The sequence below is a fragment of the Desulfoprunum benzoelyticum genome (assembly GCF_014201505.1).
Classification (GTDB): Bacteria; Desulfobacterota; Desulfobulbia; order Desulfobulbales; family Desulfocapsaceae; genus Desulfoprunum; species Desulfoprunum benzoelyticum.
In genome coordinates this window covers 153,199-174,047 of sequence record NZ_JACHEO010000003.1, presented here as the reverse complement: position 1 = coordinate 174,047, position 20,849 = coordinate 153,199, and the positions used below count along the sequence as shown (strand labels likewise).

Sequence of the window (20,849 nt, the reverse complement as noted above, 5' to 3'; positions counted from 1 at the left end):
CTGCGTTGAATTCCCACCCCCGGCCATCTACAGTTTATTGAAACGTACAGACTGGAAAAAGGTTACAGCATGAGCCGTATTTTTTTGCCCCACCGCCGCTCTCGCCGATTACCAAGTGACGTTATCAACAACGTTCGAGCAGGTTTTCGTCTTTTCTTCGCACACCTGGTAGATGGCGGATGTCGTGGTTTTGGAAACCTTGTCGGTGTAGGCTTCGTCGTTAAGTGTAGTTACAATGATCTTGCCATCCCGATAGATGTCCACATTTACTGAATCAGCTCCGCTCCATTTCAGATCCGCGTATTTATTGACTGCTTTGATGCGGGTAGTAACGGTCAAAGCGATGTTGGTTTCACTATCGCCAATGAAAACAGGAGCAAATATGTTCGTATTGCTCACATCGAGCAGCGGTTCCTTGATGCCGTCGACTAATTCGGCATCGTCGGTCCACTCATAGTTGCCGGCGATTATGACAGCGCGGTAAAGATTGTAAACATCATCGGCATCCTCCGGATTATCGGCACTCGCCAGCAGGGCCAGGGCCCCGGCCGCATGGGGGCTGGCCATCGAGGTGCCGCTGATGGTGCCGTACTCGCCCTGCTCGAGGGGATAGGTCGACAGGATGCAGACGCCGGGGGCGGCGATATCGACGGCTTCGCCATAGTTGCTGAAATCGGCCAGGGTGTCATCGACGTCGGTGTAGCAGGTCGGGGCGGCGCCACCGCCCGGCAGGCCGTTGAAATCGGCCAGGGCGCTGACCGTGAGCACATTGCCGAAGGCGGCGGGGTAGTAGTTGGCGGCATCGTCATCCTCGTTGCCGGCGGCGACGGCAAAGGCCACCCCGGCATCCACGGCGCCCTGGATGGCGTCGTACTCGGCCTGGCTGAACCCGGCCCCGCCCAGACTCATATTGGCCACTTCGATCCCATGGTCCGGATCGGCGACCCAGTCGATCCCGGCGATAATCCACGAGCTATAGCCACTGCCGCGTTTATTCAGCACCTTGACCGGCCATAGCCGGGCCCCGGGGGCGACGCCGACCACCCCCTCACCGTTGTCAAGCGCCCCGATGGTGCCGGCGACGTGGGTGCCGTGGTAGTGGTCGTCATCGCCGCCGGGCACGCACTGAGCATCCAACCGGTAGAGCGTGCAATTGACGCCTTCGCCCACATTCAGATCCGGGTGCTGCAGGTCGATCCCGGTGTCGATGACGGCGACGTCGACATCGACGCGAACATCGTCCCCGTTGATGCCGATATTTGTGTTATTGGGGGCGAAAATGCGCTGGATGCCGGTGGGAGTCGTCTGCCCGAAGGCATAGCGGATCTGGTCGGCCTCCACGTACTTGACCCGGGGATTGTGCTGCAGCCCGGAGACCGCCTGGGGCGGAATTTTGATCGAAAAGCCCTTCAGAGCGTGGCGGTAATCCATTTCATGGTGTCTCCTCCTGCAAAAGTGTTGACAAGCGGTGAAGGAACAAGGGTTACGGTTGATCGTATCGCGCCGGGACCGAACAGTCAAATCGGCGACGGTCTGTAGATGCCAAAAGCCGCGGGACCATGCGGTTCCCGCGGCTTCGTTTGATCGATAGACTCCTTCGTTCAGGGGTTGATCTTACTTGCTGGTGGTTTCAACCGTGGGTGTCGTTTCTTCCTCCGGTTCCAGGAACAGGATGCGGCGGAACCAGTCGTCGGCACCGATTTCGTTGCCGTCCTTGTCGAAATCCCACTGGTTCCAGACCGCATAAAAGAACTGGCCGCCCGGGCTGCAGGTGACCGAAGCCTCGCCCGACTCGAACAGCTGGCTGCCCTCGATGGCGTCGAATTCGTTGCAGAAATCAGGATAACCTTCTACCGTTTCCAGGCACTCTGCCGCGGTGTCGGCCCAGACCAGGTAGTCGTCGCCCCAGTCGACTCCCCGGCTGTAGAACAGGTCGAGCGGCGGGGCCTCGCCGGCATCGTAGGCGCTGCTGTGGCCCGTCTCGTAGACCATGAAGAAACGGGACGGATCACGGGTGTCGTCGTCATACAGCGGGGCAGTGAACCCCTCCGGCAGCGACGAAGTCGAGATCCAGGCCTCGTTGATGGTGCGGGTGGTCGGGGTGTAGCGCGGATCGAGGACCGTCACCTTCGAGCCGAGGAGTTGGGAAACGTTGCGGGCCTGCTCGAACTCGCCGGCGTCATAGGTTACGCAGACCGGGACCTCGGTCTCGGTCCCCGTGGGTCCCATGAACTCGCAGGTCGTGGTGCCGTCGCCGCTGTAGGTGATGCCGTTGGTGTGGGTAAAGCTGGCCGGCAGCGTCGTCCAGGTCCTGCCGCCGTCAAAGGAGCGGCGGACATAGAGGTTGACGATGTCCTTGGCCTCGGTCAGGGCCTTCCAGTTGTTGGTCCAGCCGTACATTGCCATGACCATGTCGCCGGCGAGGAAGCCGCGGTGGCCCTTGGCCATGTCGTAGGGGTTTTCCCACGACTGGTCGTCGAGGGAGTTGTCTGCATCATGCAGTGCCCACGCTGTTGTCGGTGATTCTTCGTCGTAGCCTACTCCGTATTGCGCCCAGGTATAGATCTTGGAGATCGGCTCGGCATCGGTCATGTCGAGATCGTCGAAGTAGTCGTTGAACGGGAAGGCCGTGAGGCAACCGGCCGCATCCCCGCAGGTCTCGCTGGTGAGGATGGTGTTGCCCGAGATGTTGATCGCCGGGGCGGCGCACAACCCCTTGACGTATCGCGGGTTGGAGCCATCGGTGAAGGCCCAGGCGGAGGAGCCGTCCGGGTTTACGCATTCCATCTTGTCGTAGCCGTAGGGGTTGTCGTTGTCATCCACCCCGCCAGGACAGGTCTCGACCGCCTCGCAGTTCTCGACGCCATCGCAGGACTCCACCGTCTCGCAGGTGGTCTCGTCGTTGCAGGTGTTAACATCCTTGCAGATTTCGACCTCCTCCTCACAGGTTTGCGGCTCGAGGGTCGGAGTGCCGTTGCCATCGAGATAGGGAAGGCATCGCGACTGGAGCGGATTTTTCTTGCAGATACTGGCTTTGTAATCGTATGCAGGATTGAGCGCATTGTCTGTGCACACCTTCTCTGTCGTGCACACGTTCTCTGTCGTACACACCGGTTCGGCCGTACATACCTTGTATTCGGTCGTGCATACTTGCTCTGCAGCAGAGGACATCACGAACCGCCGGGCCATGATGTCGGCCGGGCCGCCGCGGCGGATGATCCCCTGCTTCCACAGCTGAAAACCCACCAGGCCGCTCGGGCCGGCATCGTACCAGTCCTGGGAGATGACGCTCGGGCGCCGGGCGATCTCGGTCTGGTAGAGGGTGGTCGTCGTGATGCCTGCCTGGGTTTCGTAGATCGGGTCGGCCGTGAAGGCGTAGAAATTGAAGCCGGACAACGGCGCTTCTTCCAGCAGGCCGGTGGGGTCGGCCCAGTCAGCCTGGTAGACTGCAGGCTGGTTGAGCATCAGGCCCTGCGAGACCAGTTCCGGCTTGAACATGTCGAAGGTGTGGTACCAGACGTTCTTGCCCATGTCACGCTTGTCGGCCTCGGTAAGCTCCCCGTCTTCGCAATAGCCGTCGTCGCAGATATCGCCCAGGCCCTTGTTCTCCTCGTAGGTTACGTAGAACCAGGCGCTGTCGATCGGGCAGGTATCGGGATTGGCCTTGTCGAAAGCACAGCCGGTATTGGTGGAATAGCCGTGCAGGCCGAGCCGAGCCCGGGTCGAGGCAGTGGTACCGCGCATCAATCGACCATCCTCGGCCACGCACATCTGAATGGTCTGGATCGGTCCCTCGGGGGTCACGATGTCGACCGGGACGGTGGAGTCGCAGAAGTCGGGGGTACCGTTCCCATTATAGTCAGCGGAACAGTAGGGTTTGCTGTCCGGGGATGTGCACATGGCATTGTCGGTCAGGCGCATCGGCACCGACATCGGCACCCCCGCCTGCGGGCTGCCGGTCGGGTTGGCCGCGACCCAGACCGCAAGGTCCCCTGTCGTGTCATAGAACGTCCCGTACGTGCCGTCCGCACTGACTATGTCAAAGTCGTCCCAGTCGATGAAAGAGTACCAGGTGTCGGTCTGGTGGTGGGCGACGGCGCCGCTCCAGCCCTCGCCTGGACCCTCGCCCTCACCGGGGCGGATTCCGTCCGGGTCCTCCTGCCAGGTGACGACGCAGCCGGCGCCTTTGACGCACACCGCCTCAGGCCGGTTGGCGCTGCGGACACCGGAACTCAGCCGTTCGGCCTTGAACCACGTGAAGCTGCTGACCCCTCCTTCTTCGGCCGGCGGCAGCATCACTCCCCGCGCCGCCCAGACGCAGGAGTAGGGGTAATCGCCGACCAGCGGGTAGCCGTCCTCGGCCAGATCGGCGGCGCTCTGCACGCCTTGCGAGCCGCTGACACCGAAACTGTCCTCGAGGTAGGGGCAGGTGGTCAGAGGATCGCCATCGGTGCAGACTCCGGCATCGGTCACCGTTCCTGATTCCGCCAGGTAGGGCGCGAGCAGTGCCCGCTCGGTGTCGGTCATCGAGTAGGCCGGGCTGCCGCTGCCGCAGTACTTGCTCACCCAGGTGACCAGCACCTGGTTGCCGTCCGAGGCGGTGAAGGTCCGGCCGACGTCGCCGTAGTAGGGGACCCATTTCTTCCCCACCTTGATCTTGATCGATGACAGGTCGCCGGATTTCGACAGGTTGGTGCGCTTCCAGGTGGCGCCGTCATCGAGGCTGACCGCGCCATAGGCGTCGCGCTTGCCGTGGCCGGGGAAGCCGCCGTAGCCCTCCGCCTCGATGAAGGTGACGGCGCCGTCGGTATAATGGTTGATCAGCGGGCGGACATACTCGCGGGTCTCGGCTGATGTACCGTCCGCTTTCAGGTAATCGATGGTCGGGAGGAGTTCGCCGCTCGATGTCTGCGGCCGAACGTAAATCGGCAGCATGCGGATGGTCGCAAACTCCGTCTCCAGATCCGGGGTGTTTGAAACATTCTTGCGGAACATGGGCCCGTCGTCGGCGACGGCCCCGGTTGTCCCCAGGATGAGCATGCCCATGCCCATCAGCGTTCGTTGTATGGTCTTCATTCCTCAGTCCTCCCTCGCCGGTTGCCGGCTGCCGGTTTGCGGTGGGGAGCGGCAGCCGGTGCGGCCGCCGCTCCCGTTGTTTCATGCCCCTGAAGCTGCAGCCGGTTCGAGATTCGCCTTCCCCGGCTGCGGGCTTCAACTTTCGCCATCTCTATTCGGCTACTACTGTCAGGCGCTTCTGCTTCAGCATCTCCTTGGCGTACTGGACTTTCCAGCGGTTGAAGTCATGACCGGTGATCCGGAAATCGGAGATATAGTCGCCGGCCCACAGAAAATCCGTGTCGTAGGCGGTGGTGCCGATCCTGTCGGTGATCAGCAGGCCGTCGTCCCAGTCGGTATCGCCGTCGCCGTCGACATCACCGTCGGAGGCGGAGCCGGGATCGGGATACGGAACCTTGCGGAACCAGACGTCGGAGCCCTGGAAGTGCTGCTGGCCGTCGTCCTCGACGATCGGCAGCTCCTGCTCCCAGGTCGTGTACAGCTTGGTGCCGAACGGGTTGGTGCCGAACTGGACATCACCCTGGTTGGCATCGCCCTGGGCCATCCAGTCAAATCCGTCGATAAATTCTCCATAGGCCGGGTTGGGCTTGTTGGGGATTCCGGTGTAGGGATCTTCGGCTAATTCTGTATCAAGGCCCTGAGAATCCAGGTACTGCTTACTGGGTGGTTCTGCGAGTGGATCGTACTGGGGGTTCTCTTTCTTTTCAGTTTCGAAGGTCAACGCCAGATTCCCACCCTCACCGCCGGTGGTCCCCGTGATCGTGCCCTTCGAGTAGAAGACATCCTTGAAGATCTCGACCTCGTCCTCCTCGTCCTCGCTGGGGTACAACTGTGGAGAATTGACCTTGGTGCCGATGCCGACGAAGAGGATGTTGGGGTTGTTGAAATCGCCGGCCTCGAACACCTCGGCCGCCCCGTTCATCGAGATGTCGGCCGGATTGCCGGGCTCCGCCGGATACTGCTGGTCGATGGTCTCGGGGGTCAGAATGACCCGGCAGTCGGAGACCGATTCTTCGTGGTTCCGCAGCTTCGACACATTGTACGGCAACGTCCAGGTGCGGCCGCTGTCGCGCGAAACCCGGACATAGAAGTCGTAATAATCCTTGGCCTTCTTGCCGGCCGACCAGTTGGCGCAGTGGGCGAAGCCGGTGACGATGGTGTTGCCGCGAATCTCCAGGCGGGCGGAGAAGACGTTCTCGAACGGGTTGCCGTCGACGTTCGGGGTGTAGCCATCGTCTTTCCACTGCTTATCGCCACCGTCTTCAAGCCAGAAGCCGCTCGTATCATCGAGGTTGGCGTCGGTCCAGTAGTAGTGGTCGATACTCGGAGTGTTGCGGTTGCCGAGCAGGTCGTCGCTGCCGTCGCCGGCGGCGTTGTCGCCGGTGCCGGCGACGTTGCCGACATCTGCCGGGTCCTTGAACCAGGCGGCGGTGGAGGAACTCATGTTCAGCGGTTTCGGGTCCAGGTTCTCGGCCTCGAAACCGTTGCGGAACAGCCGCAGCATCGCGTCGGCCGGGGCCCCCTGGCCGTCCTTGCCCTCCTTGTAGAGCAGGCCCAGGGTCACGTCGGCGCCGCCGGCCGGATCGTAGGCCTCGTTGATCACCAGCCGCACCCGGCGGGCGTTTTCATAATCATCGTTGTCCATCACCCAGGCGTCATCATTGGGCAGGTTGATCTGGTCGCCGTGGTCGATGGCCTCGGGATGGGCAAAATCGAAGTGATGATAGTAGACGTTCTTGCCGTGGCGGTACTTCTTTACGGCGTCCTTGTTGTTGTCGGGGGCGGTCGGGTCCTGCGACTCGGAGCAGCCCGTGTCATGATTAAACGATGTTAAGTATGTTTCAGAATCTAAGTATATCTCATCTGCCGGAGTCATGAGGCACAAATCGACCCGGTCCATGACCCCGTCTTTATCCAGGTCCTTGGTGTTGTACGGCAGGTGGCAGTCGGTGCAGCTCAGTGCCTCCTGGTGCCAGCCCGGCATGTGGTCGGGCAGGTCGTAGTAGGCATCGGGATCCCGTTGTTCCGTCGGGACGTCGCGGGCAAACATTCCCTTCCCGCCCACGTATTTGATGCATGGGACGAGAACTTCGGTCTCCGTGCCGGGCTTGTATGTGGTAACACCGGCAGGAAGTTCCGCGACTGGTGCATCCGTCAGGTACGGATAGCCGGTGTAAGGGTAATAGGCAGGCAGGTTTGCCGAATCTGCAAGCCAGGTTTCCCAATCCTCTGCGCTGGCCGTCCACTTCCCGTCTGTCTCCGAACCCTCCGGACCTTTCCAGATCCCGCCCTTGGTGATTTCACAGGTGAGTTTGTTGGCCACAGGGATATACCGGTCGCGCGGCACCTCATGCCCGTAATGGCAGCTGCGGCAGTCGGAGTTGATGGCGCCGGCCTCCCAGCTGTTCTCTCCCATCTTCACCAGCGGGTAGGGGGCCTTCTGCTCCATCGCCGCCGCCACCTTGTCACCGCCGACCCCGACGCCCTTGGTCTCCTCGTAGGCCACCAGGGCCAGGGTCTGGTTGTTATGGTTGACCAGGGCGAGGTTGGCCCGCGAGGCGCCGGTGTTGCCGTCGAGGGGCTCGCCGCTCCAGTAGACGCGGGTGTCGCCGATTACAGCGGTGCCGTCTTCTTTAATGGTGGCATCACCGGGTTCGGCACTGACGAAGTTGCCGTTCGCATCCTTCCAGTCGCCGTCCTGGCTGTAAAAGGCCACATCCGCGGCCAGGGAGTCTGGTTTGGCATATTTGCCGTCGCCATCGACGCGCGGGTTGGCGGCGAACTGGTCACAATACGGAGCGCCTATGTTGCGCGTTTTGGTAGCCGTCGTGAAGGTGTCTTTACCTGCGCCGCATTTGGGGCACTTCCATTCTGCGGGCAGATCCTCCCACAGCAACGGTTCGCTGTTGGTGCCGCCCTCATAGGAGTAGTTGCAATCGATGTCATCCGTGTGTACGTGGACAACAACGGTTTCCTCTATTTTCTCCCGACACACGGCGTTGTCGGTGATCGGCACCGGCGGCGACATGGTGTGCAGGGCATGGGGGCGGGAGACCTTGACGAATTCGCTCTTCGGGGTCCCATCCTCCGGGCAGACCCAGTTCTGGTCCAGGTCGGTGAATTTGACTCCCGTCACCTCCGGATCGTAGACATAACCGCAGGTGGGGCAGACGTATTCGGAGTTGCCGTCGGCATCGCCGATCGGGAGCGCCTCGTCTCCGCCCTCGGTGGGGACGAAGGCGGTGTCGATGTCGTCGAACAGGTCCCAGCCGATATAGCTGTACCAGATATCGGTCTTGTGGTTGGTCGAGGCCCCGGTCATGCCGGCCCCCGGACCACGGCCATGGCCGGTCTTCAGGCCGCCGGGGTCTTCCTGCCAGGTGACGGCGAAACCGCCGGTCCCGGGAATCGGGACGGCACTGCCGTCATAGACCGGTTCGACGGCGGCGGTGAAATTGTGGATCGCATCCCGGCGGCCGGTCGACAGCTGCTGGGGCTTGTACCAGACGATCTCGCCGTAGTCGGCGGATTCCGGGTCCAGTTGCAGCACGCCTCTGGCCGCCATGACGCAGGAGAAGGGGCGCTCGCCCAGGTCCGGGCGGGGATCCTCGTCGCCCTTGACATCGAGATAATCCTTCGATCGCTGGTCGCCCATGACCTGATAGAGGTCTTCGGCAGCTTCGAGGTCCCAGGGGTTGTTGCTGTGGCAGTACTTGTCGACCCAGGTGACCAGGGCGTAGTGGCCGGCAACGGTCAGGTCTTGCGATTCCGAGTCGCCGGGGTACTTGACGCCGTTTACAATGGTGTAGGATGACTTGACCGCGGTGCGGGACAGGTTGGTCCGCTTCCAGGTCAGGCCGTCGTCGAGGGAGACGGCGGTATGGACATCGCGGGCATAGCGATTGCCTGCTTCCGGGTCTGGATATCCATCTCCATTGGCGTCATAATCGGGGACGTTGTTGAACAGGACATCTTCCTCTTCCTCGATATAGGAAACGATCAGGGGCTTGACCTTGGCAAAATCCCCCTCCGTCTTCGTGGAACAGTCGACGCATTCCTCGGACACCTCGCCGACGGCGCAGCAGACGACGAGCTCGCCGGCCGTGTCACGGATGTAGGACAGGCCCTTGGTGCTCCGGGCCGGGACATAGACCTCCATCAGCTTCATCAGGGCTTCGCCGCTGTACCGTTCCGGGGTCTTGGAGATCTTCTTGCGGAAGATCTCGGACGAAACCGACTCGTCGTTGATCTGGACGCTCAGGGTATAGCCACTTTCGGCGTCGCTCAACGAATCGAACACCATGTATACGTCAGTTGCCTCATTGGAATTGAAAAAATCTTCCTCGAGGGTACTGAGCTCAAAATACGGGGTTGGATCGCTGCCTTCCTCACCGGCCAGCAAGGCGTTGCTCGGTACTTGGCCATCATCAACGACAAGCCGCAGTTTCCCATCAATGTCCTCATCAGAACTGTTCCAGATCGTGACTTTCACCGTAGCGGGCCCACCGGTAGTACTCACTGTTGGAGCCGATTCGGTGATTACGAGCGGCGGGGTGCCGACCTCCACCCAGTCCGCCACGGCGGGCGAATTCATCCCTGCGGTCAGGAGCAGGACCAGCAGGGTGGTGAGCCATCTGCATTGTTTCATCGCTACCTCCTTTTGATCCCGTCGTTCTGTAGCGGTGACGGGATCAGGTGAATTGGGGTTCAATAACCGAAACAGGGTTCAATCGTTCCGAGCCGGGCGTGGTTCCGGAAGCCACCCCGGCCGCAACTGATGTTGTTGTTTCTCTAACAAGAGTCGTGCCATGCGGCGGACGGCCGTGAAATTCACCGAAGGTACGGCTCAACAATCCAGAATTGTGCGTTTTTTATCCAGAGGGTGGTGGAACGGAAGAGAGACATTGGGACAGGTGGGATGCGTCACGGCACAGATGTGTGCCAGGGCAAAGTGTGACATCGGGCGTGACAGGGGGGAGGGGAGGGGGTGACAACAGCGGGGGAGAAGCGACAGAACAAGAGCCGCTCTCAATTGTCAGCAGGGTGCCACATCACGGGTTGTTCAGTTTTCTGAAACCATCTCCGCTGTATCGTGCCCGCCTTTATCTTGCGCAAGATCAGGGGTCATCAGGGTCAACCCCAGTTTATTCATCTTGCGGTAAAAGGTCCGGCGGCTCATGCTCAGCATCCTGGCCGCCTTGGCCTTGTTGCCGGCGGTTTTTTCGAGCGCCTGTTCGATGCGTTCAACTTCCAGGGCTCTGTTCCGGCCGACTGATTGGGGTGGACTGCCGATCCGGGCCTGCATCTCGACCGGCAGATGGGAGACGGTTATGACATTGTGATTGCACATGATAAAGGCATATTCGAGGCAGTTTTCCAATTCGCGGACATTGCCCGGCCACGGGTACTGTTGAAAAAGGTGTTCGACTTCGGAAGACATCGCTTTGATTTGCTTGTTGAATTTGCGATTGAACCTGTCGATCATGTGGCGGGCCAGCAGCGGGATATCCTCTCGGCGCGCCCTGAGCGGCGGCAGGCCGAGCTGCACGACCTTCAACCGGTAGTAGAGGTCCTGGCGGAATTCCCCGGCCGCCACCTTGGCGGCGAGATCGCGGTTGGTCGCGGCGACGACGCGGACATCGACCTGCTCGGTGCGGGAACTGCCGACCCGTTCAAACGACATGCTCTCGATGACCCGCAGCAGCTGCAGCTGCATCTTAGTGGAAATGTCGCCGATTTCATCGAGGAAAATCGTGCCGCCGTTGGCCAGGTGGAACCGGCCGATCCGGTCCTTGACCGCACCGGTATAGGCCCCCTGCACATGGCCGAACAGCTCGCTCTCGAGGATGCTGTCGGCCAGCGCCCCGCAGTTGACCTTTACCAGCGGGGCATCACGGCGGGTCCCGGCACTGTGCAGGGCCTCGACGGTCAGTTCCTTGCCGGTGCCGCTTTCGCCGGTGATGAGCACCGTCGTCTGCACATCGGCCAGGGCCTTGATCAGCTCTTTGACCCGCGTCATCTCCGGACTGACCCCGATCAGCCGCTCCATTGCCTGGTTTTCGATGAGGTTTTTTTCCAGATGGTACAATCTGGTTTCATCGCGCATGACCATGACGCAGCCGGTAAATTGCTGCCGATGGTCGATCAGCGGCGAGGCGCTGATGCTGACGACCTGATTCTGCGCATTTTCCCGATGGCACTCGATGTGGTCGACGGCGATTTCCTTCTTCGTCGCCAGGATCTCCTTCAGGACCGGGAGGCAGGCGCCGCTGCAGCGACCGGTGATCGACCTGAGCGCTGCGCCGGCGCAGGTGTCCCTGCCGAAACCGCAGATCTGCATGGCGGCAGTATTGGTATCGACGAGCCGCATATTGGCATCGACGGTCACTATCCCGTCCTTGACGCTTCGGAAAATCGCCTCGATGTTCAGGCGGTAACGGTCTTTTTCGTCGGCCAGCTGTTTATGGCGCAACGCCAGGCCGGCGGCCCTGATCAGTTCGTTCTGGCGAATCGGCTTGACGATATAGTCGAGTGCCCCGAGCCTGAGGGCCTCGGCCGCCGTTTCGGCGCTCGGCGCCCCGGTAATGATGATGACCTGGGCATTGGGGTTGTCGGCCTTGACGGTGCGGAGCAGCTCGATCCCTGATTTTCCCTCCATGACGATGTCGATGAACATCAGGTCGAACGTTGCCTCGGCCATCCGGGCGACGGCCTCGTCATAGTTGGTGGCCAGGGCCACCTCGTAGCCTTCCTCGCTCAGGAACACATCCATTGTGAAACGGAGACCTTCTTCGTCATCGACAATCAGTATTCTCTTTTTCATCATTGCCGCCCTGCAAAGTTGTGAGGATACGCCAATTGAAAGAGGTTCGGAAAGCTTCGGCCTGCTGTAATCAATTGTACATGCAAAATTTTGACCAAATCAAGTTTATTTCTATTTATCATCGATATCATTTATATTTTGAGCAACGTCTTTCCCGACAAAAAGGTTGGAATCGCCCATCAGTCATCCATAATTCCGGATTTTTCCGAATATGCGGAAATATCCGGGAATGATATCCGTATCCGTCGTCACCTTTGGCGGCTGGGGAGGTCGACGGTCACCCTGGTGTACTCCCCGTCAACGCTGTCGATGACGAATCTGCCGCCATGGTTTTCGACGATCCGCTGGCTGATGGAGAGGCCGAGACCTGTGCCCTGGCCCTTCGGTTTGGTGGAAACAAAAGGATTGATGACCTTTGAGAGCAGATCGGCCGTAATGCCGACGCCGTAATCCGTGAAAACGATCCTCAGAAAATTCCGACCGTTGGCCGGAACCACGCCGATATCGATATCCAGTTTCTTCATGTCCGCGGCGCCGGAAAATTTTTCGTTCAACGCATAGCGGCTGTTGTTGATGATGTTGAGAAAGACCCGTTCAATCTCCTGGGTTGCGGCATACACCGGCGGCAGATCGCCGTTGATGTTGATGACATATTTAATTCCGTCTTTTCGGAGCTGAGCGCCGATCAAGGTCAATATTTCCTGGAGCAGGTCCGATACGTCGACCAGCTTGCGGTCGCCGTTTTCCTGCCGCGCAAACGACAGCAGACTGGCGACGATGGCGGCAATCCTGTCGCCTTCACCGATGATCCGGTTGGAGATCGTGTTGAGCTGGTCGCCGGTGTTGGTCTTGTTGGCCAGGATCTGGGCGTAATTGATAATGCTGTTGATCGGGTTGTTGATCTCATGGGCGACGCCGGCAGCCAGTTCTCCCAGGGCAGCCAGGCGTTCGGAACCGATAGCCGAGGCGATGGACGCCTTGGTTTCGGTGATGTCGCGCCGGGACAGCAGGACCTTTTTCTTGCCGTTGTTGTCGACGAACGGGGTATAGGTGTGCTGGTAGCTCGAGCCGGAAGTGGTGTCGAACTCGCAGCGCTGGATCGACTCCGACTGAAAGGCCCGCTGCATGAAGCAGTCGTCGCAAGGGTCGGGGCGATAACGGAAGACCTCGTAACAGCGACGTGACTCTTTTCCTCTGGTGAATGCGGCGAGCATCTCGTTCTGGTATTCCAGTTCATAGCGGTCGTTGATGATGCCCAGATTTTCATACTGATGAAAGAGAATGCGGTGCAGCAGATCCCGTTCGGATTGCAGTTGATTCTGGATTCTTTTGAGCTCCGTTATATCCTTGAACGACTCCACCACCCCGACCATTCCGTCAATTCCTACAAAGCGTGAGATGTTGAGGCTGCAGACAAAGGTCGAGCCGTCGGCGCCGGTTTTATTGACCTCGTAGCTCTTCAACGCTCTCCCGTCCATAACCCTTCGTAACGAACAGTTGGCAGTGTGGCAGAATTCGCCGCTGAACACATCGAAGCACTTTTTCCCCACCGCATCTTCGGGAGCGACTCCGGAAAGCCTGGAGAATTCCCGATTCACCTTCAATATCGTAAAATTTCGATCAATCAGTCGCATCCCGACCGATGCGGTCTGGAATATTTTCACCAGTTCGATATTTGCCTGTTTGAGGGATCGCTGCATCTGTCTTTGGGGGGTGATATCGAAGAATGCCTCCAGCAGGTGGGGTTTTCCCTTGTACGTGACGGTTGTAACGTTTTTGAGGATCGGGATGGTCCTGCCGGCGGCGGTCATGATTTCCCGCTCGGATATGTCCCACTGCTTGTTCAGATCGAGAATCGGACATTTTCCTTTTGCCGTCCGGCACAGATAGGTGTTGCACAGTTCGCCGACCATCTTGTCGGCAGGCACGTTGACCATATTCAAGGCGTTGTGGTTGGCGTAGGCGATTGTGCGGGTGTCGCAGTCGACCAGGACGATGGCCGCAGGGTTGTGCTCCAGAATATCCTGTGCCTCTTTTTCACGTGCAACGAGGGCCGATTCGATGCGCAATCGATGATTGATGAGCTTCTGGGCATAAAGACTGAAGACCATCAACTGCGCTGCAACGATCAGACGCATCCAGGTTTCGTGGCCATCGGGACTGATGACATGGGTCCAGAACGGCCCGGCGTTAAAAAAATACCTATGTACCGCCGATTCAATGAGCCAGGAGGAGGCAGCTAAACAGGCGCCGATCCAGATGATGTGGGAAGATCGGCCGAAAAATTTTTTCAGTCTTTCTCGCATCGGACACCCCTGAAGCAAAGGGTTTGATTTCCGGAATGGCGGGAGCGGCGGAAAAGTGTGCCACTACCCACTCCTGTGCCATTGCCTGACGTGCATCATGACACACTCCATGCGTGGGGCATCGGTTGCCCGATCATGAATCCTTTAGATCTAACTAGCAGGAAACATGTGTAAAATGAAGCAGAGGCGGCAACAGGTCCTATTGGCATGTTCTTTGAAGACATCAAGTTCGAGACCTTCGAGGTCCCACGCCGATGTAACGAAGTGCCGGCGATGACCGGGAAGGAGCCGTACCCTCCCTGCAGACTATTGGGGATGAGAAAGAGCATCGAAATGGTCTGGCAAATCGGTATTGCAGACATTTCCCCCGGTAGTCGAAAATTTTCCTGTTGATTCAAAACCATACTGAAGAGGGGTGTATCATGGGAAAACCTGTCGCTGCCAGCCACTCTCAAGTCAATGATATCAAAAAAACCTTCTTAACAATAGGGGTCGCCATAATTGCCGTATGTTGTCTTGGAGGAGTGAATGCGGGGCTTGTGCTTGCCGGGTCCAAGACGTGCGGGTCGTTTTTCCTCCGCAACAGCCAGGGGGATGTCATCAACCCATTGACCGGAGAAAATGCCGATCAACCGTTCAGCAGCCGCAAAACATGCGGGGCATGTCACGATTACGACCTGATTACGAAAGGGTTTCATTTTCAGCAGGGTTGGGAGAAGATCAGCGATACCTATGACAAGAAAATGCCGTGGGTGCTGTCGGACGGGATGATGGGCAAGCACTGACCGCCGTCGTTTCGCCAGTTGGCGAAAAAAAACAACGGCTTCGCCGAGCAGATCGACCTTACCTCGTTCAGCTGGGTCACTGCCGGCGCCAGCCCCGATGTCGGCAAACCCGGTTGTGGCGGCTGTCACCCCGGCGGCGGCGGAATGGAGTATGACCGCGACGGTTTCCGCTACGACGAGCGATTGCGGCAGAACCCGGAACTGGCGGCATCGTTTGACGGCGACTATTTTCAGAGCAAATGGGATAGATCGGGAGTTGTCGAGGCAGACTGCCTGATCTGCCACCTGCCCGGCTATTCTTTCAAGGAGCGAGTGAAAAATCTCGATATGCTGAACTACCAGTGGGCGATCGTTGCCGGTTCCGGTGTCGGTCTGGTCAATGGCTCGGTCCAGGCCGGGGAGACACCAAAAGTCGTCTATAACAAACGGTTTTTTAACGATGACGGGAAAATCGTTTTCAGCCTGGAGGCTGAACCCAACTCGGGAAACTGTCTGTTCTGCCACGGGCCGGCGGACATGCTCAAGAGGGGATTTTCCTGGAATGACCACGGCAATCATGACATTCACAATGCCAGAAATATCAAGTGCAGTCATTGCCATCCCGGCAACAAGGAACACCAATTGGCTAAAGGCAATGAAAATCTGTCGACGGTCCGTGACGATCTCGACGGCACCATGCGGACCTGCAAACAGTGCCACGAGGCGGGGTATATGGGGGCGCCGAAGCCGGAGCACCGCAAGGTCCGCCCGAACCACCTGGAAAAACTGGGCTGCGAGGTGTGCCATATCCCGCAGCTCGGACGCTCCTCGGCCTTCGGTCTCGATATCTCCACCGGCAAGGTCAGGTTGTATCCGAGGAGCGGAGCGAAGAAGGTCGGCGGTGAACTGATCTGGTTCCCCGAGGTGAGCATGGGGCTGGACCGGAAACTGTATCCGGTCAATGCCTTCAGACCCAACCTGTTCACCAGCAAGGAGGTTGACGGTGTATATGTCCCCCTCTTTGCCAGGGAATTGGAAAAGGCGTACAAAACCGTTTCTGCACAATTCAAGCAGGAGGCGCTTTCAGAACCCCTGATCAGTACGACGGGTGAGATTACGGTCATGCTCAATGCCCTTGCGGCAACGCTGAAGGACAATCCGCGTTTTCAACGGGTGCTTCCCTGTTACCACCGTGATGGGGTGGTCTACCACCTCGACACAGCCGGCAAGCTCACCATGGAGAAGGATACCTCCTGGGCGGCGGAGCTGAACAATTTCAACATAAGCCATAATGTCGCCCCGACCGGGATGGCTTTGGGTTCGAAAGGCTGTGCCGATTGTCATGCCGAAAGGGCGGCGATTTTCGCCAGCTGGCTGAACGGCAAACACGAGGAGGGCAAACAGAAGCTGATGGCCAGATTCTTCGTTGATGAGGATTCCCGTGTGTACTACCTTGATCAGCTGCACAAGTACAATGCCGCCAAAAGATATCTCATACCTCTGCTGTTCGCCGCCGTTTTCACGTTGATCCTGTTCCGGGAAAGTCGGGCGAAGGTCATGCCGATGCCGACTCTGGATCGGTTGTCTCCGAGCGGAATGCTCCCTGTGGTGGCCCTGCTGCTGTTGGTGCGCAATGTCGGGTTCCTGTTTCTCGCCTGCACGGGACTGTTCTTTTTCTTCAACAAGATCAACCTGATTCAGATATTTTTCGCCTCGCCGGAAACAGCGATGACGCTGCACTGGAACGGCGGGATCGTCTTCGTCGCCTCGATCCTGGGATGTACAGTCATTCGCCGGCTGTTCTTCCCGAAGATGAATACAGCGATCTGCCATTTTGGGGTTTCCGGCGGCAAAGTCCTGATAACGATGATGGTTCTGACCGGAGCGGGTATGATTTTCAGAAAACAGCTGACTCCTGAAATCCTGTATATCTGTTCTCTGGTTCACACTGTGGCGGCCTTTGTGTTGATGGCTATGTATGCCGCCAAAATTTATCATGGAATAAGCAGGAAACTGTATTCCCTGCAGGGGGGTGAACAGTGAACCCCGATCGGCGCGATCAATCTGGAACGACGGTAGGGCGTGGCAGGAATTGGGGCGGCCTCATTCGTATCGGTGACCTTGCCACAAAGCGGGATTTTGCCGATGACCTGCCTTGGCTGCCAGTGAAATAATTTCTCCAAGGTGTAACGATGTACACTGCTGATCGTTATGTATGATAATTGAACTCGGCTCCGCGGTATTCCGGAATCATTCAAGGGAAATCGGAGAATCTGCGGGTTGATCCGAAGAGCCGTTGTATGAAAATAACCGTAACGGTGCAGTGTCGATACCGGCATAAGGGGCCGTAACGAAATGTGTGAAGATGTCATCGTTATTTCGTAACGGCCCATAAACAGATGAAGGTATGCCTGATTGGGCGGTTGCGCAGGAGGGTGCAGGAACCGCCGGGATGCGCACGGAGATGGATGGCGTTCACTTATAGTTCTGCGGGCGGCAGGACAAAGAGAGAATGGCGATGGGCGACAAATTTGTAATCGTCAACGGGATAACGAGTCCTGAAGTCTCTGTCGACCAGGTACTGGAGGCTGCAATCGGCGAGCTTGAAGAAGTTGTCATCATCGGCACGCACAAGGATGGCAAGGAGTATTTTGCCTCGTCCATTGCCGACGGGCCAAACGTCAACTGGATGTTGGATCGAGCCAAAAAGGCCTTGATTGAAATAGTGGATTCCGGTCGATAGGAACAGGGGTTTCGACTGTCAGGATTTTGTGTGCAACAACGGGGAGGATGGGCAACAGCCGTTGTCTCTGTCCTCCAGTTTTCCCCCCAGCCAGGTCTCCAATTTTTTCCCGCTCTTGCATCGTTCGTATTCATTGACAGGCAGGAGGATGCGATCCGTCCTCCGCCGGGTCTCTCTGGCCGAGACCCTGTGGGCGCCGCAGAAAAAAACCGGGGCGTGAGCGGTTGCTGTGAACCGCCGGACGGCAGCGCCGGGTTCAACCCTCGGCGACGCAGGACGGGCCGCTCAGGACACGCACGCCTGCGGCTTTGGCCATCTGCCGGAGCATGGGCCGGAACATCAGGGAGTGGGACGGAGCGATGATCCACCAGTAGATCCTGCCGCAGATCCCCCGAGGTTCGAAGCTCGGGGTCATCCGCAGCTCGGTGGAGCCGTCGGGAAGCGACCGGATGCGGAAGTCAAGCAGGGCCTCGCCCGGTGCCAGCATCTCGGCCCGCAGCAGGAGACGGGCGTGTTCCTCCACCGCCACCACCCGCCAGAAATCGAGGTGATCGCCCATGGCCACCGAGTCGACGTGCCGGCGGCCGCGCGACAGGCCGGGGCCGCCCAGCAGTTCATCGACGAAGCCGCGCAGCTGCCAGAGGAAGGTGCCGAAATACCAGCCGGTGTCGCCACCGATGCGTTTGACCACGTTCCAGGCAAGTTCCGGCGGGCCGTCGAGGGTGATGGAGAAGGTGTCGCAGTAGACCCTGGTCTCGGGTTGGGCTTGCCCCCCGGCCCACCCTGGCAGGAGGGTGGAGCCGGCATCGAAGCAGCTGGAGGCCACCTCCTGGCGATAGAACTCCGACAGGGCCTTGACGATGGCCTCGCGGCAGGACAGGAGCCGCTGCGGCATAATCCTGCGGATACGGTCGTCGCTGCAGAGGATTTCATCGCGCATCCGCTCCACCAGTGGCCGGATGAGGGCGACCGACACCGGGGTGACCAGGTTCATCCACCAGATCGAGATCCGGAGGATGCGCAGGGGCAGGACCAGGACGAGGCGGCGCGGCAGCCCGGCCTCCTCGGCATAGATGTGGAACAGTTCGCGCCAGGTAAGGATGTCCGGACCGCCGATCTCATACACCTCCCCGGCGGTTTCCGGGTGGTCCAGGCAGCCGGCCAGGTACTCTATCACGTTGGCGATGGCGATGGGCTGGCACCTGGTGTCCATCCACCGCGGGGCGATCATGATCCGCAGATAGCCGCAGAAGGCCTGGATCATCTCGAAACAGGCGCCGCCCGAGCCCAAGACCAGGGGCGCCCGCAGCTGGGTCACCCTGGCGCCGCCCAGGGCCAGGATTTCTCCGACCTCGTAGCGCGAGCGCAGCTGATTTGAGAGATGCGTCGGGTTGCCGAGACCGGTTAAATAGATGATCCGGTCCACCCCTGCCGCGCGGGCGGCGTGAACCGTGGAGTAGGCGATGCGCCGGTCCAGGGTGGCGAAATCCTGTTCTCCTGGCCTCACCGACTGGATGAGGTAGAACACCGCCTGGCAGCCGCGCATGGCCTCGGTGAGCACCGCGGTGTCGAGGGCGTCGGCCACGACGACCTCCAGGTTGGGATGGCCGCCCCAGGGCCGTCCCTGGATCTTGCGATCGGAGCGTCCGGCCGCGCGCACCTTCCAGCCGCGCTCGAGCAGCAGGGGGAGGAGGCGACCGCCGACATAGCCGGTGGCCCCCAGCACCAGTACCGGTCTGGTATCGTGTTCCATCTCACTCCTCTTCCACCCGGTCGATGCGGGTCATGTTACGGTCGATGTCGAGACCTTGCGCCGCTGGTCGACGTGTATCTTCTATTAATAGCGGATCTCGGTCGCCACTACCGGGTGCGGTCAGCTGCATTCAAGTCTCCGCTGCGGGTTGAAAGGCGGGATGAGGAGGAACTGCCTTCATCAATGCCCAAGTGCAGCCCATGTCCCCCGGGGAGGTAGCCCGAAATTCTGCTGAGACTACCCGGTATCATGATCTTTGGCAATGAGATCGTCAGGCGGTCGCGCACAAAACGCATTGTCCGCACAGTCGCGGAAGTGATCGATTGAGATCGCCTCCGGAGGACCGACGCGGAGGCTATCTGATTCCGGATACCGTTGGGCAAAAGATCTTGCCACGATCCGGCAAAAGCGGAGAGCGGAATGCGACGGAGACGACTTTGCCCGGATGTGCAAGGCGCGAGGGGCGATCGATTTGGATTTTCCCCTTCATATCGTATATGATGGAAGATGCAATGGTGCGAATGTACCTGTTTTCAGCGGCGTGTACCTGCGGAACGCCAAGTGATAACGCATCAATACAATACATTATTATGGGGGAAATTATGGCCGGGTTCAGCGATATTTTAGGGGCGTTGGTACAGAATGGTTTATCGAATTCAAGCAGTACGCGGATGTCCAATGCCTTCGGGGCAGGGGGCGCCGGTTCGCTTGGTGACATCGTCGGCAGTCTCGGCAAGATGATGAGCGGTGGTCAAAGTGCCGGCGGCGCCGGCCTCGGCGGGATGCTGAACGAAGTGCTGGGCGGCCTGGGCGGCAACAAGGCGGCGCTCGGTGGCCTTGGAGCCCTGGGCGGGGCGCTGCTCGGCGGCGGGCGCGGCTCGGCCAGAGGCGCCATCGGCGGCGGGGCCTTGGCGATGCTCGCCTCCCTTGCCTTTTCCGCGCTCAAGCAGGCCGGCCAGCAGCCAGCGCAACCGCCGCGGGCCCTGCTTGGCGCCGAAACCCTTGAACAGGAGCAGGAACTGGAAGACGACGCCAATGTCATTGTCCGGGCGATGATCAATGCCGCCAAGGCCGATGGGGCGATTGATCAGGTGGAACTGCAGAAGATTGTCGGCAAACTTGCGGAAGACGGTCTTGATCAGGCGGAACGGGAATTTTTCATGACGGAATCGACAAAGCCGATGGACCTGGACGGCATTGTCGCCTCCGCGGCCGGAAGGAGCGACCTGGGGGCGCAGATCTATGCCGCATCACTTCTGGCGATTGAAGTCAATACGCCGCAGGAGATTGCATACATGCAGAACCTGGCCGCCGGCTTGGGGCTCAATGATGAGACGGTGCGTTATATTGAAGGCAGTCTCGGAGTACAGACTGCCTGATACGG

11 protein-coding genes are annotated in these 20,849 nt (G+C 59.3%); 4 read left to right on the top strand and 7 right to left on the bottom strand.

Annotation, left to right across the window (positions count from 1 at the left end):
• Positions 1 to 108: 108 nt before the first annotated feature.
• From HNQ81_RS04950 to HNQ81_RS04930, 5 genes are all read right to left on the bottom strand, one after another.
• Positions 109 to 1,431, bottom strand: a complete 1,323-nt coding sequence (locus HNQ81_RS04950; protein WP_183348920.1) for a S8 family serine peptidase — start codon at positions 1,429 to 1,431, stop codon at positions 109 to 111.
• A 183-nt stretch (positions 1,432 to 1,614) separates the two neighbouring features.
• Positions 1,615 to 5,076, bottom strand: coding sequence for a choice-of-anchor O protein (locus tag HNQ81_RS04945; RefSeq protein WP_183348918.1), 3,462 nt, complete (start codon positions 5,074 to 5,076; stop codon positions 1,615 to 1,617).
• A 151-nt stretch (positions 5,077 to 5,227) separates the two neighbouring features.
• Positions 5,228 to 9,724: a choice-of-anchor O protein gene (locus HNQ81_RS04940; protein ID WP_183348916.1), complete on the bottom strand. Its 4,497-nt coding sequence runs from the start codon at positions 9,722 to 9,724 to the stop codon at positions 5,228 to 5,230.
• 414 nt (positions 9,725 to 10,138) lie between these two features.
• Positions 10,139 to 11,902, bottom strand: coding sequence for a sigma-54 dependent transcriptional regulator (locus HNQ81_RS04935; RefSeq protein ID WP_221270826.1), 1,764 nt, complete (start codon positions 11,900 to 11,902; stop codon positions 10,139 to 10,141).
• A 245-nt stretch (positions 11,903 to 12,147) separates the two neighbouring features.
• Entirely contained in the window at positions 12,148 to 14,205 is a 2,058-nt protein-coding gene (locus tag HNQ81_RS04930; protein WP_183348914.1) for a PAS domain-containing sensor histidine kinase, read from the bottom strand.
• 422 nt (positions 14,206 to 14,627) lie between these two features.
• On the opposite strand from HNQ81_RS04930, the gene HNQ81_RS04925 reads away from it, so the two are divergent.
• The 3 genes from HNQ81_RS04925 (at position 14,628) to HNQ81_RS04915 (ending at position 17,712) form a co-directional block, all read left to right on the top strand.
• Positions 14,628 to 14,990 (top strand): hypothetical protein, encoded by a 363-nt coding sequence (locus HNQ81_RS04925; protein ID WP_183348912.1) that lies wholly within the window; start codon positions 14,628 to 14,630, stop codon positions 14,988 to 14,990.
• An 18-nt stretch (positions 14,991 to 15,008) separates the two neighbouring features.
• Complete coding sequence (locus tag HNQ81_RS04920) at positions 15,009 to 17,012, top strand: multiheme c-type cytochrome (RefSeq protein WP_183348910.1); 2,004 nt, start codon at positions 15,009 to 15,011, stop codon at positions 17,010 to 17,012.
• Positions 17,013 to 17,481: 469 nt separating this feature from the next.
• The gene (locus HNQ81_RS04915; protein WP_183348908.1) at positions 17,482 to 17,712 is read left to right on the top strand and encodes a hypothetical protein; all 231 of its coding nucleotides are present in this window, start codon (positions 17,482 to 17,484) and stop codon (positions 17,710 to 17,712) included.
• Between the two features lie 256 nt (positions 17,713 to 17,968).
• On the opposite strand, the gene HNQ81_RS04910 is transcribed toward HNQ81_RS04915, so the two are convergent.
• Together HNQ81_RS04910 and HNQ81_RS17765 are read right to left on the bottom strand one after the other, a co-directional pair.
• Positions 17,969 to 19,465, bottom strand: a complete 1,497-nt coding sequence (locus HNQ81_RS04910; RefSeq protein WP_183348906.1) for an SDR family oxidoreductase — start codon at positions 19,463 to 19,465, stop codon at positions 17,969 to 17,971.
• Position 19,466: 1 nt separating this feature from the next.
• Complete coding sequence (locus HNQ81_RS17765) at positions 19,467 to 19,595, bottom strand: hypothetical protein (RefSeq protein WP_275888868.1); 129 nt, start codon at positions 19,593 to 19,595, stop codon at positions 19,467 to 19,469.
• Between the two features lie 541 nt (positions 19,596 to 20,136).
• Between HNQ81_RS17765 and HNQ81_RS04905 the strand changes: the two genes are divergently transcribed.
• Positions 20,137 to 20,844, top strand: coding sequence for a DUF533 domain-containing protein (locus HNQ81_RS04905; RefSeq protein ID WP_205240364.1), 708 nt, complete (start codon positions 20,137 to 20,139; stop codon positions 20,842 to 20,844).
• Positions 20,845 to 20,849: the final 5 nt, after the last annotated feature.

What these genes read in the sequence shown, in the direction of transcription:
- HNQ81_RS04950 (WP_183348920.1), bottom strand. Translation starts at nt 1,431, where the DNA reads ATGGATTACCGCCACGCTCTGAAGGGCTTTTCGATCAAAATTCCGCCC.
- HNQ81_RS04945 (WP_183348918.1), bottom strand. Translation starts at nt 5,076, where the DNA reads ATGAAGACCATACAACGAACGCTGATGGGCATGGGCATGCTCATCCTG.
- HNQ81_RS04940 (WP_183348916.1), bottom strand. Translation starts at nt 9,724, where the DNA reads ATGAAACAATGCAGATGGCTCACCACCCTGCTGGTCCTGCTCCTGACC.
- HNQ81_RS04935 (WP_221270826.1), bottom strand. Translation starts at nt 11,902, where the DNA reads ATGATGAAAAAGAGAATACTGATTGTCGATGACGAAGAAGGTCTCCGT.
- HNQ81_RS04930 (WP_183348914.1), bottom strand. Translation starts at nt 14,205, where the DNA reads ATGCGAGAAAGACTGAAAAAATTTTTCGGCCGATCTTCCCACATCATC.
- HNQ81_RS04925 (WP_183348912.1), top strand. Translation starts at nt 14,628, where the DNA reads ATGGGAAAACCTGTCGCTGCCAGCCACTCTCAAGTCAATGATATCAAA.
- HNQ81_RS04915 (WP_183348908.1), top strand. Translation starts at nt 17,482, where the DNA reads ATGGCGATGGGCGACAAATTTGTAATCGTCAACGGGATAACGAGTCCT.
- HNQ81_RS04910 (WP_183348906.1), bottom strand. Translation starts at nt 19,465, where the DNA reads ATGGAACACGATACCAGACCGGTACTGGTGCTGGGGGCCACCGGCTAT.
- HNQ81_RS17765 (WP_275888868.1), bottom strand. Translation starts at nt 19,595, where the DNA reads ATGCAGCTGACCGCACCCGGTAGTGGCGACCGAGATCCGCTATTAATA.
- HNQ81_RS04905 (WP_205240364.1), top strand. Translation starts at nt 20,137, where the DNA reads ATGTCCAATGCCTTCGGGGCAGGGGGCGCCGGTTCGCTTGGTGACATC.